The 17467-nt window shown below is 45.7% G+C and carries 14 protein-coding genes and 1 other annotated feature; of the genes, 9 read left to right on the forward strand and 5 right to left on the reverse strand.

Translation table 11 applies throughout. The features are described from left to right. Window positions 1-218: 218 nt before the first annotated feature. Window positions 219-462 (forward strand) — a binding site (T-box leader). Between the two features lie 80 nt (window positions 463-542). Beyond that, entirely contained in the window at window positions 543-3002 is a 2460-nt protein-coding gene (leuS, locus tag AC1DLM_RS31660) for a leucine--tRNA ligase (RefSeq protein ID WP_477572195.1), read from the forward strand. Window positions 3003-3030: 28 nt separating this feature from the next. On the opposite strand, the gene comER is transcribed toward leuS, so the two are convergent. Continuing rightward, window positions 3031-3864: a late competence protein ComER gene (gene comER / locus AC1DLM_RS31665; protein ID WP_441990314.1), complete on the reverse strand. Its 834-nt coding sequence runs from the start codon at window positions 3862-3864 to the stop codon at window positions 3031-3033. A gap of 193 nt (window positions 3865-4057) precedes the next feature. Between comER and AC1DLM_RS31670 the strand changes: the two genes are divergently transcribed. Beyond that, window positions 4058-4660, forward strand: coding sequence for a ComEA family DNA-binding protein (locus AC1DLM_RS31670; protein ID WP_441990313.1), 603 nt, complete (start codon window positions 4058-4060; stop codon window positions 4658-4660). 103 nt (window positions 4661-4763) lie between these two features. Continuing rightward, a complete protein-coding gene (locus tag AC1DLM_RS31675; protein WP_441990312.1) occupies window positions 4764-5276 on the forward strand; it encodes a deoxycytidylate deaminase in 513 nt (170 codons plus the stop codon). A 161-nt stretch (window positions 5277-5437) separates the two neighbouring features. Here AC1DLM_RS31675 and AC1DLM_RS31680 read toward each other — a convergent pair whose 3' ends face one another. Beyond that, entirely contained in the window at window positions 5438-6709 is a 1272-nt protein-coding gene (locus tag AC1DLM_RS31680; protein WP_477572196.1) for an MFS transporter, read from the reverse strand. 12 nt (window positions 6710-6721) lie between these two features. Then, window positions 6722-7177: a MarR family winged helix-turn-helix transcriptional regulator gene (locus AC1DLM_RS31685; protein WP_441990310.1), complete on the reverse strand. Its 456-nt coding sequence runs from the start codon at window positions 7175-7177 to the stop codon at window positions 6722-6724. 258 nt (window positions 7178-7435) lie between these two features. Here AC1DLM_RS31685 and AC1DLM_RS31690 point away from each other — a divergent pair, with 258 nt between their 5' ends. The 4 genes from AC1DLM_RS31690 to holA all read left to right on the forward strand — a co-directional run bounded on the left by AC1DLM_RS31690 (window position 7436) and on the right by holA (window position 13264). After that, entirely contained in the window at window positions 7436-10006 is a 2571-nt protein-coding gene (locus AC1DLM_RS31690; protein WP_477572197.1) for a DNA internalization-related competence protein ComEC/Rec2, read from the forward strand. A 229-nt stretch (window positions 10007-10235) separates the two neighbouring features. After that, entirely contained in the window at window positions 10236-10805 is a 570-nt protein-coding gene (locus AC1DLM_RS31695) for an RNA polymerase sigma factor (RefSeq protein ID WP_216626289.1), read from the forward strand. Next, the gene (locus AC1DLM_RS31700) at window positions 10802-12037 is read left to right on the forward strand and encodes an anti-sigma factor family protein (RefSeq protein ID WP_477572198.1); all 1236 of its coding nucleotides are present in this window, start codon (window positions 10802-10804) and stop codon (window positions 12035-12037) included. The genes AC1DLM_RS31695 and AC1DLM_RS31700 overlap by 4 nt, the downstream gene beginning before the upstream one ends. A 207-nt stretch (window positions 12038-12244) precedes the next feature. Then, window positions 12245-13264, forward strand: a complete 1020-nt coding sequence (gene holA / locus AC1DLM_RS31705) for a DNA polymerase III subunit delta (RefSeq protein ID WP_477572199.1) — start codon at window positions 12245-12247, stop codon at window positions 13262-13264. An 88-nt stretch (window positions 13265-13352) separates the two neighbouring features. On the opposite strand, the gene rpsT is transcribed toward holA, so the two are convergent. Further along, entirely contained in the window at window positions 13353-13604 is a 252-nt protein-coding gene (rpsT, locus tag AC1DLM_RS31710) for a 30S ribosomal protein S20 (protein WP_056609803.1), read from the reverse strand. Between the two features lie 472 nt (window positions 13605-14076). After that, window positions 14077-14757, reverse strand: a complete 681-nt coding sequence (locus AC1DLM_RS31715; protein WP_477572200.1) for a DNA-binding response regulator — start codon at window positions 14755-14757, stop codon at window positions 14077-14079. Between the two features lie 256 nt (window positions 14758-15013). On the opposite strand from AC1DLM_RS31715, the gene gpr reads away from it, so the two are divergent. After that, window positions 15014-16012 (forward strand): GPR endopeptidase, encoded by a 999-nt coding sequence (gene gpr, locus AC1DLM_RS31720; RefSeq protein ID WP_441990305.1) that lies wholly within the window; start codon window positions 15014-15016, stop codon window positions 16010-16012. Between the two features lie 336 nt (window positions 16013-16348). Further along, window positions 16349-17467: stage II sporulation protein P (gene spoIIP, locus AC1DLM_RS31725; RefSeq protein WP_477572201.1), on the forward strand; the 1119-nt coding region annotated here is incomplete at its 3' end.

A 17467-nucleotide genomic window follows, 5' to 3' on the forward strand; every position in this document is an offset into this window, starting at 1 on the left:
CATGAACAACGAGCGTATCCCTTGCAGTGGCTAGAACAAATGCTGATCGAGGTAGGTTTTCGTGAGGTGCATCAAGCAGCTGATTTTACGTGGGAACAACCAACAGAGAAGACAGAGCGAGCTTTCTTTATTGCGAAAAAATAATACTGATGACGGGATTTGCCCTCGGCTTGACAGTTCGGCATTATTTTACATATAATCAAAGCTAATCAGTTGTATGGAAAGCTTAGATGAGGAATAGTACCTTGTACAGCATCTTTCAGAGAGTCGGAGCTAGGGTGTGAGCCGGCAGATGTTCGTCTTGAGAACTCGCCTCGGAGCTAGAAGGTGAACCGCCTGATCCTTGATCAGATGCGCTAGCTGGATCGTCTCACCCGCGTTAAGGGGCAGAGTGAACACAGGTGAAGAACGCCTTGTGTTAACTAGGGTGGTACCACGGGAATTATACCTCTCGTCCCTAGCGATATCCGCTAGTGATGTGAGGTTTTTTTGTGCGTATTTGCATACATGAGCAGAGAGTAACTTAGGGAGGCATGGAAGGTATGACACAAGAATTGAAAGAAACAAAAGAACAACAAGGCTATAACCCACAAGCCATTGAACCGAAATGGCAGGCATACTGGGATGCGAAGAAAACATTTAAGGTATTGGAAAATTCGGATAAACCGAAATTTTATGCCTTGGATATGTTCCMCTATCCATCCGGTGCTGGCTTGCACGTAGGGCATCCAGAAGGCTACACAGCGACAGATATCGTTTCCCGTTTCAAACGGATGAGAGGCTTTAATGTCCTTCACCCGATGGGATGGGATGCGTTCGGTCTTCCTGCTGAGCAATATGCTTTAGACACAGGAAATGACCCGCGTGAATTTACGAAAAAAAATATTGATACRTTCCGCCGTCAAATTAAATCACTTGGTTTCTCTTACGATTGGGATCGTGAGATTAGCACGACGGATCCGGAGTACTACAAATGGACGCAGTGGATATTCATCCAACTGTACAATAAAGGTCTTGCTTACGTTGATGAAGTTCCAGTTAACTGGTGTCCGGCACTAGGTACTGTACTCGCAAATGAGGAAGTTATTKACGGACTAAGCGAGCGTGGTAGCCATCYGGTTATTCGGAAACCGATGCGTCAGTGGATTTTGAGAATTACGGAGTATGCGGAGCGTTTGCTTGAAGATCTTGAGGAGCTTGATTGGTCCGAAAGTATTAAGGATATGCAGCGCAATTGGATTGGGAAATCAACGGGTGCAGAAGTTACATTCGCGATTGAGGGTCAAAGCGAGAAGAGCCTTACGGTATTTACAACTCGTCCAGATACATTGTTCGGAGCAACTTATTGTGTATTAGCGCCGGAGCATGAGCTTGTTGCACAGATCACAACAGAAGCGCAATCAGCAGCCATCAAAGAATATCAAGAGAAAGCTTCACGCAAAAGCGATTTGGAGCGTACTGATTTGGCGAAAGACAAATCAGGTGTGTTCACAGGAGCTTATGCGATCAACCCAGTTAATGACACGAAAGTGCCAATCTGGATCGCTGATTATGTCCTTGGCGGTTACGGCACAGGGGCGATCATGGCGGTTCCAGGACACGACCAACGTGACTGGGAATTTGCGAAGCAATTTGATTTGCCAATTATCGAAGTGGTCCAAGGCGGAGATGTGGAGAAGGAAGCCTATGCAGGCGATGGCAAACATGTGAATTCCGGTCCAATCGATGGAATGAACATCGAGCAAGGCATCAGCCATATGATCGCTTGGTTAGAGCAAAATGGTAAAGGCCGCGGCAAAGTAACGTACCGTTTGAGAGACTGGCTGTTCAGCCGTCAACGCTACTGGGGTGAGCCGATTCCGATTCTTCACCTTGAAGATGGCACCATGAAACCTGTTCCTGTGGATCAACTGCCATTATTGCTTCCACAAGTGGATGAAATCAAACCGTCCGGTACTGGGGAGTCACCGCTTGCTAACGTTTCTGAATGGGTGAATACGATTGACCCAGAAACAGGTATGAAAGCTCGTCGTGAGACGAATACGATGCCACAATGGGCGGGAAGCTGCTGGTATTATCTGCGTTTCATCGATCCAAAGAATGATCAAGCCTTCTGTTCGGATGAGCTGCAAAAGCAATGGTTGCCGGTTGATCTATACATCGGTGGAGCAGAGCACGCAGTTCTTCACTTGCTGTATGCGCGCTTCTGGCATAAAGTGCTTTACGATCTAGGTTTTGTCCATACCAAAGAGCCTTTCCATAAGCTTGTTAACCAAGGGATGATTCTTGGCGAGAACATGGAGAAAATGAGTAAATCACGCGGCAATGTTGTGAATCCAGATGATATCGTGAGCGATCAAGGTGCGGATACACTTCGTATTTATGAAATGTTCATGGGACCATTGGAAGCGACGAAACCGTGGAATACAACAGGAGTAGACGGGATCTACCGTTTCTTGAATCGCGTGTGGAGGCTGTTCGTTGATGATAACGGTCAGGTCCACGCCAAAATCAGCGGGGATGAAACGCTAGGCAGCGATACATTCAAACGTACATGGCACCGTTCGATCAAGAAAATTACGGAAGATTTCGATGCGCTTCGCTTCAATACTGCGATTAGCCAAATGATGATCTTCGTCAACGAGGCTTACAAAACAGAGCGCCTGCCACTAGAAGCAATGAAAAACTTCGTGCAAATGCTTTCCCCGATCGCACCTCACTTAGCAGAAGAGCTTTGGGAGAAATTAGGCGGCGTGGAATCCATTACGTACGAAGCATGGCCAGCTTATGATGAAGCATGGACCGTGGATAATGAAGTTGAAATCGTTGTGCAGATCAATGGKAAAATTGTTGATCGTGTGATGATTTCCAAAGATACAGATGAAGCAGCGATGGAGAAAATGGCTTTTGAACTCGACAAAGTCAAAGAAGCGACCGCCGGAAAGGCCGTTCGCAAATTGATTGTTGTAAAGGGTAAATTAGTCAACATCGTTGTAAGTTAAGAAATGAAGGTGTAATGCGTTGGGAAGGCTACTGCTTTTGATTTAAGGCGAAAAGCTGCTCAGCCTTCTCAATGTCTTCTTCATATTTCGCATGTGTCGCATTAATAACTTGAGAGAAAACTCCGCAAAGCTCTTTTTCCAAAATACGCAAACCCTCTGCCGTAATGCCTCCAGGAACAGATACCCGCTTTTGTAAGCTAACAGGGTTGAAGCCTCCCGTAGTAAGTAACTTTCCTGTACCTAACGTCATTTCACTTGCCAGCAATGTGGCCTCTTCAGCAGAAATACCCGTTTCCTCTACAGCCGCATCAATGAATGCTTGAATAAAGCTAGCTAGAAAAGCAGGCCCACAACTAGATAAATCTGATGAAATTCTCGTATAATTCTCGGATACACGTATGGGTGTAGAAATATGTGTGAAAATATTTTCAAGCCATTCTTTATCTTCAGGCTGCATGCGATTTCCGTGAATACATAACGTAGCACCACTTAAAACGTAGTTCGTGATACTCGGTATGATTTTACTTATTTTAGCTGGTAAAAGACCTTCCAAATGCTTAATCAGAATAGGACTCGTGATGGATATTATAAATTGAGAGGAAAGCACGTCCTCTTTGATTTCATCAATAACCTTTATGAATTCAGATGGTTTCACACATAAGAAAATCAAATCACTTCCACGCACGACTTCACGATTCGTTTCTGCCACGATCAGGCCAGGATAGTTCTCCGCGAGTAGTTCAACTTTACGTAATGTTCGATTGCTAGCAATAATTTGCTCGGGATTGAATGCCCCGGAATGAATGAATGCTTCAATCAGTATACTTCCCATACTTCCAGTACCGATGAATCCAGCTTTCATCAAGTGATCCCTCCCGATAAAATCAGTCTTTATACGAATACCAACCTATAATCGCGGTCGCTCAGCCATGGATGGCAAGGATAGAGGTCCAAGCATCGTCTCAATCGTATCGTGACTAGTTGTGTAGTCATTGGGACGCTTTTTCAAGTATATGGCTGCTCAAACGCAAATATGCTAAGAAAGAAGGTAGTTTGTGGATTTTTTTGGAAATAAAATGAAGCGAATCGGGCTGATTCTTGGCGCTGTTTCGCTCTTTGTTTGGGTTGTATGGCCATTTCTACGTGGTGGACAGCCAACCATTCAAACAGCGTTCATGCCAATCAATACGCAGATGGAAGAATTGCTTTTGCAAGGGGAAAATGAGAAAAAAGCGGCAGCAGGGAAATCTGTCCCCGTTGTTACTGCAAAACCAAAAGCAACACCAAAGGCGAATTCGAATGAAGCATCGTCATCTTCAGAAGTGATATCMACACCCTCAAGTACAACGGGAGCATCCACGCAAACTTCACTCTCGACCTCAGCGCCTCATCCAACCTCTGCTGCTAGTCCTGTACCTCCTCTAATAACTGTAGCTCCATCGAATGAAGCTCAGAAGGGACTTCTAGATTTAAACACGGCTACACTGGAGCAGTTAGATAAACTGCCTGGGATCGGTGAAAGTAAAGCCAAAGCTATTCTTGAGTACCGTATGAAAAAGGGACGTTTCAAGCGAGTCGAAGAACTCAAGGATGTGAAAGGGATCGGAGAGAAAATGTTCGAGAAGCTGAAGGGATCAATATTTGTAGGGCCAGTCTAGCGTCGTCTTTTCATTTCTAGCAAAATATGAGAAAATACTAGAAATCGTTTTAACTACGAAAATAGTATTGGAGTACTTAGTCATCAGGAGGGAGTCAATCATCATGAGCATCCGGAAAGATTGGGATACGTATTTCCTCGATATTGCCTATATGGCGTCCACACGGTCGCGGTGTAATCGCAGACATGTTGGAGCGGTACTTGTTCAAGGGAAGAAGTTGCTCGGAACCGCGTATAATGGAGCACCGATGGGTGTAGCGGATTGCACGGAAGCAGGCTGCATGCTTGTGGAAGAAATCGAGCTGAAGGTCGTTGCCGATGTAGAAGAAGTCGTGCGGAAACACCGTTGCATACGTACCATTCATGCGGAGCAGAATTTGTTGCTATTTACCGATCGKGAAGATCGCGAGGGTTCTACCGTATATGTTACGGATCAGCCTTGCTGGACCTGTGCGAACATGTTGGCTAACAGCGGAGTGACAGAGATCGTGTTTCATCGGGGGTATCCGAAGGATCATGAGAAGGTTAGCGAGTTGATGGGAGCTAGAGGGATTTCATTCCGCCAGATGACCGCATATGAGCCGCCAGCGGGTACGGTATCTGAGGTCGTGAACTAACTAGCACAGCGCCAGATTTGACGAAGCCAAGAGAGACCGCGATCATGCAAATGTGCTTGTTTGATTCGTATTCGACAGCTAGGGAATTGGTCATTGTTTTGACAACTCCCATAGCTGCTTATACGGCAGTGCCTATGCTTGAGCGACTACATGTAAAGGTTTTACAACAGTACTGCCTGTTCTTTGGGCTTTTTAAGATGGCGCTGTATACGAATAGCGAATAAAGCGGCAATGAAGCAGGTAAGACCAGCAATGAAGAAAGATTGCGAGTAGCTGCCAAGCCAGTCACGCATTAGACCTGCTCCGTATGCGGCAAAAGAGGCACCGATCTGGTGAGCCACCACAATCCAGCCGAATATCATGCCAGATTTTTCTTTACCGAAAGTTTCACCTGCAAGTTTAGCGGTAGGCGGTACGGTTGCGATCCAATCGAGTCCGTAAAATACCGAGAACACGACTAGCATGTACGGAGTAGTAGCCAAGGCATACGGTAAAAAAATGAGGGATAAACCGCGCAGACCGTAGTACCAGAAAAGTAGCCAGCGGCTGTCGAATCGATCAGTTAACCAGCCAGATATCGTTGTTCCGAATAAATCAAAAGCGCCCATCATGGCTAGAAGCCCAGCAGCGGCAACTTCCATCATCCCGTAATCTCCGCAAGCGGCAATGAGGTGAGTGCCGATCAAACCATTTGTCGAGAATCCACAAATGAAGAAGGTGCCCGCGAGCAGCCAAAATGTTTTATTTTTAGATGCAATAACGAGGTTCTGGATAGGGGTAAGAAATACATTGCCCTTGAAAGGCTCTGGCTTTACAACCTCTATAGTACCGTATGGCGCTGCACCAACATCTGAAGGATTGTTCTTCATCCATATGGCTACCAGAATAAAGACAACTACGATAGCGGCTACCGCTGCATACATGGCATACCGCCAGCCGTAATCGGAAGTCACCATTGCAATCAATGGGAGGAATAGCAACTGACCAGTTGCTGCACTTGCCGTCAGTATGCCAACTACGAGTCCCTTACGCTTGACGAACCATATATTGCTGACAGTGATGCTAAGCACGTTTGCCATCATTCCGCTTGCAAGACCCGAAACGACTCCCCACAGTAAATCGAACTGCCACAAGGAAGTAATCAGCGGCGTGACGGCGAGGCTAGCACCTAGAACGGACAATGCTAGCATTACAACCTTGCGGATACCGAAGCGCAATAACAGTGCTGCAGAAAACGGACCAACAAGTCCATATAATAAAATTCCGATAGAAGCAACACTTGATATAGCCCCGCGGCTCCAGCCGAATTCTTCTTGGAAAGGGATCATCAAGACGCTTGGCATGGAACGTATGCCTGCTGACACCAGTAATGTGACAAACGTTAGCAATACAATAATCCAGCCGTAATAAAACTTGCTAGTTGTTTGATTCATGTTCTACACCTCTTAAATTTCTAATTTCTCACTGGCCGATTCCAAAGATTGCGTCAAGATCATAGCAACCTCATCTCCAAGAATAGCCTTATAGGTCCGAAGAAGCTCCTTCGATGCTGCACGAAGCGAAGGCTCGAGTTCAATAGCTTTTTCTGTGGGAAAGACGAGTACAGTTTTTCCTTTAACTTGGCGCTCTACGAGTCGTTTTTGCTCCAGCTTATCGATAAATCTGGTAAGCGTAGATGGCGTAATATGGAGCTTTTCTGAAAGCTCTTTCTGAGGAATTCCAGGTTTTGCAACAACCAGTCTGAGTAAATAACCATAAGCAGGTGCAAGCCCTGTTGTTGCAAAAGCATCGTCGGCCATTCGGCTAATTGCCCGACTTAGCCGATTTGTAGTGAAGTATAAGCATTGATGCAAAAAAGCTTCGTTGTCATCCGTTTCTGGTGTTTGAACGTTGATAGTCATGTCATGTTCTCCTTTGTATTTTGTATGTACAACGAATATAATCCATGTGCTTTTGCCTGTCAATTGTATTTATTAAACAAGATCGTGTTCAGGTAAGCGGATGAGGATGTAAAGAGATAGTTCAAAGGATCCAGAACTGTGAACTAAATTGAATGTAGTTAAGGGGAAGAACCTCTTTCTAGTGCAGCCATTTGGGTGTGTTAGAAAGAGGTTTTTGTTTGAGATCGTAAGAAAGTGAAAATGAAGGAGAGATCTTCCATGAAAAGACCAGTTGTTCAAGGATGCTGCCTGTGGATAAGTGGCTATGTGCTCGCGATCTATACTGAGCTCGCTTGGTTGACATGGATGACCAGCGCGCTGCTGTTAGCCGCGCTCGTCATCCTCTACGCGCTGCGTCTGCCTGGCCGGCAGCCGCTGGGCGCCCTGCTGCTGGTCGTAATAGCCTACGGCTATTATCAAGGGACCGACCAGCGCAACATCACTGCGCTGCCGCTGGCGCAGCAGCAGCAGATCAGCCCTGACGGCAGCGAGGTCACGCTGCTCGGCCGGTTTGCTAGCCCTGTCACCATTGACGGTGACAGGGCCAGCTTCACCCTGGAAGCGGAGTCCGTCCGCTTCCAAGACAACACCACTTTCCCGCTCGGCGGGGAAAGCGTGCAGGTCTCGCTGCGCCTGATGGAGCAGGCGCAGCAGACGATCGCGTCGGGCTGGCGCCGCGGCGACGCCCTCACGCTAACGGGGACGCTGCGCAGCCCGTCCCCAGCCMGCAACTTCGGCGGCTTCGACTACCGCCGATATTTGCGCCTTCACCACACCCATTGGCTGCTTTCAGCCAAAGGGGTGGATCAGGCGCAGGTGCAGCCTGCGGCAGCGCACTTCAGCGTCGTCCAGCTGCTGCGCTGGAACGACGAGCTGCGCGCYGCGCTCAGCAGGCGCATGGACGTGATCTTTCCCGCGTCGCAGGCGGGATTCATGAAAAGCATGCTGATCGGCCTTACGGACGATCTGGACCCAGATCGCTTCCAGCAATTTTCGGAGCTGGGACTGACACATATTTTAGCAATATCAGGCTTGAATATTGCTGTTTTTTTAGGCGTGTGCATCTGGATCTTGCGCCGTTTTAAAGTTACCAAAGAAACCTATTTGCTCATCTGCATGGGCCTGCTCCCGTTCTACGTCCTCGTGACTGGGGCATCGCCGTCCATTGTCAGGGCAGGGCTTATGTCGATGATCGCCCTGTATGCCGCTCGGCGTGGAGGTATGAAAGAGGTGTTGCACATACTAGCCGTGGCAGCGTGGGCTATGCTTGTATGGGACCCTTACTTTTTGCTAGATGTAAGCTTCCAACTTTCCTTTTTAGTCACACTTGGACTCATCCTCGGCGTGYAACGCGTAACGTTTTTGCTCTCACCGTACCTAAATTCGCCCACGCTCAAAAACACCCTCGCCATCACACTCGTTTCCCAATCCGTCTCTTTTCCGGTATCCATTTACTATTTCAATCAGTTTTCCTTGTTATCTTGGATCGCGAACGCAGTGTTAGTCCCTGTCATCAGCATGATCGTGTTTCCAGCAGGCTTGGTTGCCTTAGCGCTAGGGCTAATTTACATTCCTTTAGGTCAAAGAATAGGACTACTCATCTCCTGGCTGAATCAAGCGATTTTCTGGATTACGGATCAACTACAACAGATTCCTCATCTCACCATGATTTGGCCATCGCCAAGTATGGCTTGGATCTGTTTTTACTATGGATTCCTAGTTATTATCTATGTACTCTGGCATCGCAGTTACCTAAGTTCGAAGGATKAGCTCCCCATTTTATTGGAAGTCGACAGCAGGAAAAGTCCACAGAGAATCCCTATCAAACTCAGTTTACTCCTGGCAATAGGCGGCTTTCTCTTCCTGTTATGGATGGGGTATTCACCAAATCGCTTTCAACGAACAGGTCTTGTCCAATTTATCGATGTGGGGCAAGGGGACGCCATCCTTATTCGAACGCCATACGGTCGCCATGTATTAATCGATGGAGGAGGGACGCTCACGTTCCGTAAGCCAGGTGATGATTGGAAAATTCGTAAGGATCCGTTTGAAGTAGGCCAAAAACTACTAGTTCCTCTCCTGAAAAAAAGAGGCATTCAAAGTCTAGATCTTCTCGTACTTACCCATGAGGATGCGGACCACAGTGGCGGTTTACAGGCTGTTATAGAACAAATTCCAGTGAAGCAATTTCTATTTAACGGAACATTTAAGGAAAGCAGCTCCATGACGACCTTTTTTTCTGCACTGGTTCAAAAGGAAGTTCCTTTATTACCTGCGCAAGTAGATGATTGGATCGACATCGATCCTGTTACGAAATTGCAGGTGATTTATCCGCTTGAAACGAATCCGACAATGATTGAAATTGTCAAAGAGCAGAATGCGAGATCCGTTGTTTTCTTGCTCGAAATGCGAGGAACACGCTGGCTGTTTACAGGAGATATGGAGAAAGAATCCGAAGCGGCCGTGCTGGATTTTTTACGTGATCATCCTGCTCTACTAGCTTCAACCAGCACCGGTGCTAGTATCAGCAACAACAACAAAATCGATGTCCTAAAAGTTGCCCACCATGGCAGCAAGACCTCAACTACCTCAGAATGGTTAACGTATTGGAAACCTGCTGTGGCAGTCATCTCGGTGGGCGCTATGAATACCTATGGCCATCCTTCTCCAGAAATTACAGATCGCTTGGTCAACGCGAATGTGGCCATTTATCGCACAGATCGAATGGGGGAAGTGCAGATGGAGGTGCGGAATTCGGGGATTTTTACAAGAATGAAGTTTTGGAACTAGATAAGTAAAGGAGTTAGGAGGTATAGGCCATAGCAGCAGCATTTCCTGATGGAATGCTCTTATATGGCTTTTTCTTTTGCAAAAATCAACTATTGTGAAACTAATTATCATTTTATACGTCTAAAAGATGTTATGTGGCTCATTATTTGTTATTCTGATAGATGCAAGTTATTAATATATTAATTCTAAAAAAATTGCAACCTTATGAGATGCCATTGCGTCTGTAAGAATGCAAGGGGGAGGGATCCCAGTGATAGCACCMGAACTGGTAAGATCAGCACAAGCCGGTGACCGTGATGCGCTCATTACCCTATTGCGAGAGATTGAGTCTCACGTTTATCGGACGGCTTATTATATTTTGAATAATGAACAGGATGCGCTTGATGCTTCGCAGGAGGCTCTTCTTCGGATTTATACCAAAATTAATTCCTATGAAGAAAAAGCCTTGTTCAAAACGTGGGTGCAGCGGATTGTTACGAACATCTGCATCGATAAATTTCGCAGAGCGAAACCAACGGTCTCTATGGATGAACATGAGATGACTTTTACAGCTGATAATGATGTAGAACAGGAAATATTGACAGGTTACCTAGCTCAGGATATTAGAGAGGCTATTGAAAAGCTTCCCGAACACCATCGCACTGTAGTTGTTCTACGTTATTTGCAGGACTTTTCGTATCATGAAATTGCAGAATCGCTAAACTTACCACTCAATACGGTGAAGTCTTACTTATTTCGAGCTAGACACACCTTACAGTCGTTACTCCAAGATTATCAGAAAGGAGGTGTTCGGGGATGAAATGTCAAGAGGTGATGATGTACATGCAAAGACAGCTAGATGGAGATTTAGCTCCAAAAGAAGAAAATGAGCTGCATGCTCACCTTATGCATTGTTTGGACTGTGCACAGATGTTTGAGCGTCTGCAGGCATTGTCGAACGAATTGTCCCAGCTTCCTAAGGTTACGCCGCCTTTCAGTTTGGTTGATGCGATTATGCCACAGTTGCTTGAATTGGATAAACAAAATGAAATGCCAATAACGGACAATGTCGTTGTCTTCCCATCGAAGGTTGCTAGGGTAGAATTAGAAGAAGACATGCCTAAGCTCACAGGGTTGAGCCGATTTAGAGAACAGTTCTCGTGGAAAGTCGCAAGCGGCGTTGTTGCCGCGGGATTGATTATTGGATTTTTCGCATTTAATATGCAGAATCCTGTTCTCGACAATGCGGACGGTATTATGTCTCGTTCAAGCTCTGATTCCAAAAGCGCACCTGAGCAGCGTGTAACTGGAACAACAGAAATGAATCAAAATATAGGCAACCAAGATATCGCGAAAAACCAGGAGAATGCTACCTCTAAAGAAGGATCACCAGTTGCGCCAACAGCAGATTCATTTGCAAAAGGGATAGACACAGCTAACACTTCTAGTGGCAACGGTGGGAATTCGCCGCAGGCTACTTCCAACGCACAGTTAGAAAAACCAGGTGCATATAGTTCACCAGCTACTGGCGGTGACATGCAGACGAACAAGGTAGCACCATCTACATCGGCTCCAGAGCGGTTGAGAGATCCGGATGCATCAGTTCCAAAGCCCAATAAGGTTGATTCAAAAGCAGAAGTCACTCCGCCTGCCGCTGGCTTAAGCGTACCCCAATCGTCGTTAGAGCCGAAGCCGACGGAATCACCAGCCAGGAAAATAGCTCCGGCTCCGGCACCAACCGTTGACACATCGAGTTCAGACCGAATAAGTGCAAGTCAAGGTATTCTCTCATTCACCGTTCCTCCAGGGGAGGCTAAGCTAAAGTCTGCCACGGGTATATATGAGGCAACGATTGAAGATGCGCACGTGGTCATTCGAAACACCCTCACGCTTGAGCTTGTATTTGCTTCCAAGCATGTATGGCAGGCAGAGGATCAAATCAAGTTGTTGGAATGGTCGAAGGATGACAAGCTATTTTATGAGGTTACTAGTAAAGGATTGCTTCAAACGATTCTTATCGATGTCAAAGAGAAAACAGAAGCCAATAAATAAAACTAAATTTCGTTGCACCAATTTGGCTGAAATTGCGTAAACTATCTTAGGGAACATGGAACAGTTCATTCATCCACACGAGTTAAGGTTTCTAGGGCCTTGAATCGGTGTTTAAATAGACTGGCGAAGGGATTGCATCAAAGTCTTCGGGCTTTGACGTAATCCCTTTGTTGTTGTTAAAATAAACAAGAGGGGTGGATGCTAGCCATGGATGCCAAAAGAGCATTAAAAGATATACAAGCAGGTCGTCCAGCACCCGTTTATTTGTGCTACGGACCTGAGAAATATAAAATGCGCGAATTTATTCAGATTTTAACGGATTCATTAATGGGGCTAGAAGACCGGGAATTTGCAGTAAGTAAATTCGATTTGAGTGAAATGCCACTTTCATCTGCGCTAGATGATGCAGAAACATTACCATTTATGGTGCCGAAGAAACTAGTTATTGCTAAAAATGCGATGTTTTTCACTGGTGCGAAGGAAAATACGAAGCTAGAGCACAATATGGATCGCTTAACAGCCTATTTGAAATCACCTGCGGAACATACGGTCGTGGTATTCACAGTAGATGCCGATAAATTGGACGAGCGTAAGAAGATTGTAAAGGCTTTAAAGGACATGGAGGCCGCTGTGCCGTTCCTTTCTTTGAGTGCAGAGGAATTAACAGATTGGGTTGCTAAACAAGCGAAAACGCTAGGCTTTACATTCTCTGGTGGCGCGGCAGACCAGTTGATCCTGTATACCGGGGGTAATTTGCAATCGTTATCGGCCGAACTTGAGAAGATTTCCTTATATGTCGGTGCTGAKGGAGTGGCTTCGCCTGACGTTATTGATCAATTGGTCGCTCGGAGCACGGAGCAGAACGTATTCATACTTATTGAAGATATCGTGAATGTGCGGTTGGAGCGGGCATTTGTGATCTTAGAAGAGCTTCTGAAGCAGCGAGAGGAGCCGATCAAAATCGCGTCGCTTATCGCCAGACAGTTCCGGATCATGTTGCAGGTGAAGGAGCTTGGCAAGCAGGGCTATTCGCAGCAACAGATGGCTTCACAGATTGGTTTGCATCCTTTTGCGGTCAAAGTTGCCGAAGGGCAGGCCCGAAAGTACGATGGGGAGAAGCTGAGCCGAATTATGGGTGAGCTGGCTGATCTTGATTTGCAGATGAAAACGGGGAAAATCGATAAAGTGTTAGGGTTGGAACTATTTCTTCTTAGGCTCGCTGCCTAGGAAGATGATTCGTCATTAAACAGGTCCTTAAATGGAAAAAAGACTAATTCTCCTAGGAGAATTAGTCTTTTGCTTTTATGTCCGTGAATTACGCTTGAGCCGAAAGAGCGTTTAGCTTTTTAGCTAGACGGGACTTCTTGCGGTTAGCGGCATTTTTATGAATTAAACCTTTAGAAGCAGCTTTGTCTAATTTCTTAGAAGCAGAAACTAAAGCTTCAGGGGTTAAAGCTGTTTCGAAAGCTTTCACAGCAGTACGCAAAGCGGACTTGTGGGAAGCGTTGCGAAGACGACGCTTTTCGCTAACTTTTACTCGTTTAATAGCGGATTTAATGTTTGGCATGAAATTCACCTCCTACTTACAAAACACGTTCAACGTTACATTTGTATGTTTGCTGACAACTTTAAGTATTCTACCACGCAATATTTTAAATTGCAAGAGCTGTCAATAGGTTTTCAGTGGTCTTTAGTGGCGGTTCTGCTGTTCATGATCTATGTTGCTCGCTGCAATTCACTTTAGTTCACCCCAGAAACTGCGATAGTCCGATTTCCCCGAACTAAATCGAGCATTCCTTGCTTTGAGTGGCGAATAGTCAGGTTCTGCCGAACTAATTAGCCATTTTAAATGTGCAGAGGCTGATTTGAGCGTTTTCGTTGTGTGTTTTAGGACTAATTAAGTTCTGAAGAGGCAGACATTAAGATTAATTCGATAATTTCGGACTAAATGGTGTGTGGATGGGGCTGAAGTGGGAGTGCATTAGAAGTGGCAGTAACAGTAACAGTAACAGTAGCAGTAGCAGGAAACCAGCACTTGGTCACAACAAGGGAGGAGTGCGAGTCGCATCTACGACCCAAGTGTGGACCCTTGCCACGCCTTGGACTCCCGGATAAAGCCATTTTTTCTCTTCTAAGAGCCTAATGTGCTTTCTCGCAGTATCATACCCACAACGCAGCACTTCCTTGACATCCGCAAGCTTGACCGGGCGATCCAAACGTAAGGCTAACCGGAGAATATCTCTTTCTTGGCTACTTAACTGATTTATAGTAATTTCTTGCTCCCCAAATAATCTTCCTATAAGCTGCTGTATCAGCGCTTGCCAAAGACGTGGTCGTTCCCTTATGTCATCTAGGCTAATTCGCACGATGATCCATCCGTCATTCACAAGGTGCATATGTCGGACCCATTGGTTCGAGTATTGTCTTCGATCCATTTTATCATAGTGAGTCCCGTAAGGGTCGATCTCAAAAGCAATGCGAATACCCGAACGGACATAAGCAAAGTCGAGATATCTTTTACCGTCCGCGAAATCAACAATTTCATACTCTGGATGTAAATAATTGAAATGTMCAAAAGCGTTCCACCATAGATAACGGAGAAACTCTATCTCAGCAAAGGCATGACCGGTCTGTAATTTCCGTAGAGCTTCTCCTTTCCTTTTGGATTCATGCGAGTTCAACCATTCTTTGTGTRCACAGTCAAATTGATTTAAGGTCATTCCAACACTCTCCATTCCAAATAAAAATAGCGCCGTCCAACAACTCTAATGAGTAGTTGAAACGGCGCATGCTTTGCGTGTGAAGATCTAGCCTATCTAGTTACATTGAGGATATCATCACCATGCTATTCTGACAAGCATTTACAAATGTCCGATTTTCAAATCTAGCGGTTTTCAGTGGTTTTTATCTCTGCATAACCCCGCGGCATCTGTCACACAATAAGCAACACAGCGCAAGTATGAAAGGGGACCTCCAATGGACTTAGGCATATTTAACACACAGACCGATCTTGCACTCGATGCAAGGGATATGGCCCATGCAGCCAATCAGGGGCAACCGATTCCTGGTATTGAACAGGAGTTCACACGGGAAAACGGGATTCGCGTAACCAAAATTAACGTCCTGAACGAAGAAGGCTCCAAAGCGCTTGGTAAGCTTCTGGGTCATTATATAACGATTGAGGTACCTGCACTGCGGGAGAAAGATAGTCAGCTTCAAGATCGGGTGGCAACTAAGCTCGCTCAGGAGTTTGAGCAGTTTTTGCGCCAAGTTGGTATTCCGAAAAATGCGAAAGCCCTGATTATTGGACTGGGCAATGGGAATGTGACTCCCGATGCTTTGGGACCGCTCGTCGTTGAAAATATTATGGTGACGCGCCATTATTTTGAACTGGTACCTGAAGATGTGAGCCCAGGCTACCGAGCTGTGAGTGCTGTTGCGCCTGGAGTACTTGGTACGACGGGGATCGAAAGCAGCGACATCGTGCAAGGCATTGTGGATAAATCTAAACCTGATTTCATCATCGCTATAGATGCTCTGGCCTCTAGATCTTTGGATCGAGTCAATACGACCATTCAGATCGCAGATACTGGTATCCATCCAGGTTCAGGCATTGGCAATAAGCGCAAAGGTTTGACGAAGGAGAATCTAGGGATTCCAGTTATTGCGATTGGTGTACCAACGGTCGTATACGCTTCAACAATTGTGAATAATGCTTTTGATCTCATGCAGAAGCATTTCAGCGGTCAAACGAGCAATACGGGGCAGATATTTGGACTTCTCGATAATATCAATGAAGAAGAGCGGCTACAGCTTGTTAAAGAGGTGTTAAACCCCGTAGGGCACGATTTACTCGTTACCCCGAAGGAAATTGACCAGTTTATTGAGGATATTGCCAATATCATCGCCAGCGGCTTAAACGCGGCTTTACATGACGCTGTAGATGCCGATAACGTAGCTGCGTATACGCATTAATGAAATGAGAGAACTGAGCCCACTTATGTGGGGGCAGTTCTCTTTGGCGTTGGAGCTGCCTATCAAAATCAGGTAGAGAACCTCTCATCCTATCTATGATAAAAACTTCTATCGAAGCCCTTCGAGGATGAGCGACCGCGTTTTAGCAGAGAGACTTTGGTCTCCGACCAAAGATCCCTATAAATGGTTGTTTTTATCGCCAATAAGAATTTGTTCTTCCGAATCTCGGAAACTTGTAAATTCTTATGTGGTTAAAAAAAATCTAGCGAAACCTAGTTCTATCGTTCGGGCTCGTTTCATAGATTGAATTAAGATAGTTTAGGAGGCATGGTAACTATGAAATGGACATCAGCCACATGGAATTTCAGCCAAGTTCGTAAAACCTTTCAGAGCGCCAGTTCCGTCGGGAAAACGTTTATGGTTCTCAGCACCTCGACCTTAGCGCTATTCGTTCTCATTGGTCTGGGTGGTGTCCTGCAAAGCCGATTAATGTCCACATCGCCTGTTTCATCCATGAAAGGTCTCGCTGCCTCTGTCACGAATCAGTTTTTTATCGATATGTTGGGTATGGAAGTCCCTCATTTAAATAAGGATCAGAAAAAGTTCACTTTCTCCCAACACAACGTGTTTCACTTCGCTTTTCAAATGATGACGGATATTAATCCAAGTGATCCTAAGAGCTTAGTCGCAAGTGAAGTGCCTGGTATGGAGTTGAATAAGTCGACGGTATTGGTAAGAGGGAGCGAAACGAATCCAAGTGCCCCCTACGATTTAAATCCAATATCAAGTGATTTGGAAGCGGAAGCTAGATTTCCACAGCCATCGCCATCCGTAGAGCCGACACCTATTAGCTCTACATCCCCTTCACCAAACAYAGTTGCACAACCACCGAAAACAGCTGGAGATAATATCGCCTTTATCTATCAAACACATAGTAATGAGTCTTTTTTACCAGAGTTGAAAGGTGTAACAGATCCAGATAAAGCCTACAGTGATAAAGTGAATATCATCTCCGTCGGGCAACGGTTAGCTCAGAATTTAGAGAGAGATGGTATTGGTGCTGTGCATTCTTCGACTGTTTATCCGAGTACTGTCAAAGGGTTTGAATATCCGTATTCGTACAAGTATTCGGCCAAAACGCTTCAGGAAGCGATGGCTTCGCACAAGGATTTACAGTACTTCTTCGATATTCATCGCGATTCAGCAGCACGTAGTAAAACAACAGCCACGATTGAAGGCAAGGATGTTGCACAGGTGTATTTTATAATCGGCGGAAAAAACCCGAACTGGAAAAAGAACGAAGAATTTGCAAGAAAAATTCATCAAGTGCTGGAAGAGAAGCATCCTGGCGTCTCAAAGGGGATTCATGCGAAAGAAGCCAGCGAGGGCAACGGGTTGTATAACCAAAATATTTCGCCAAATAGTATTCTGATCGAGGTAGGAGGGCCTTACAAT

The organism is Paenibacillus sp. 01T442, assembly GCF_056398345.1.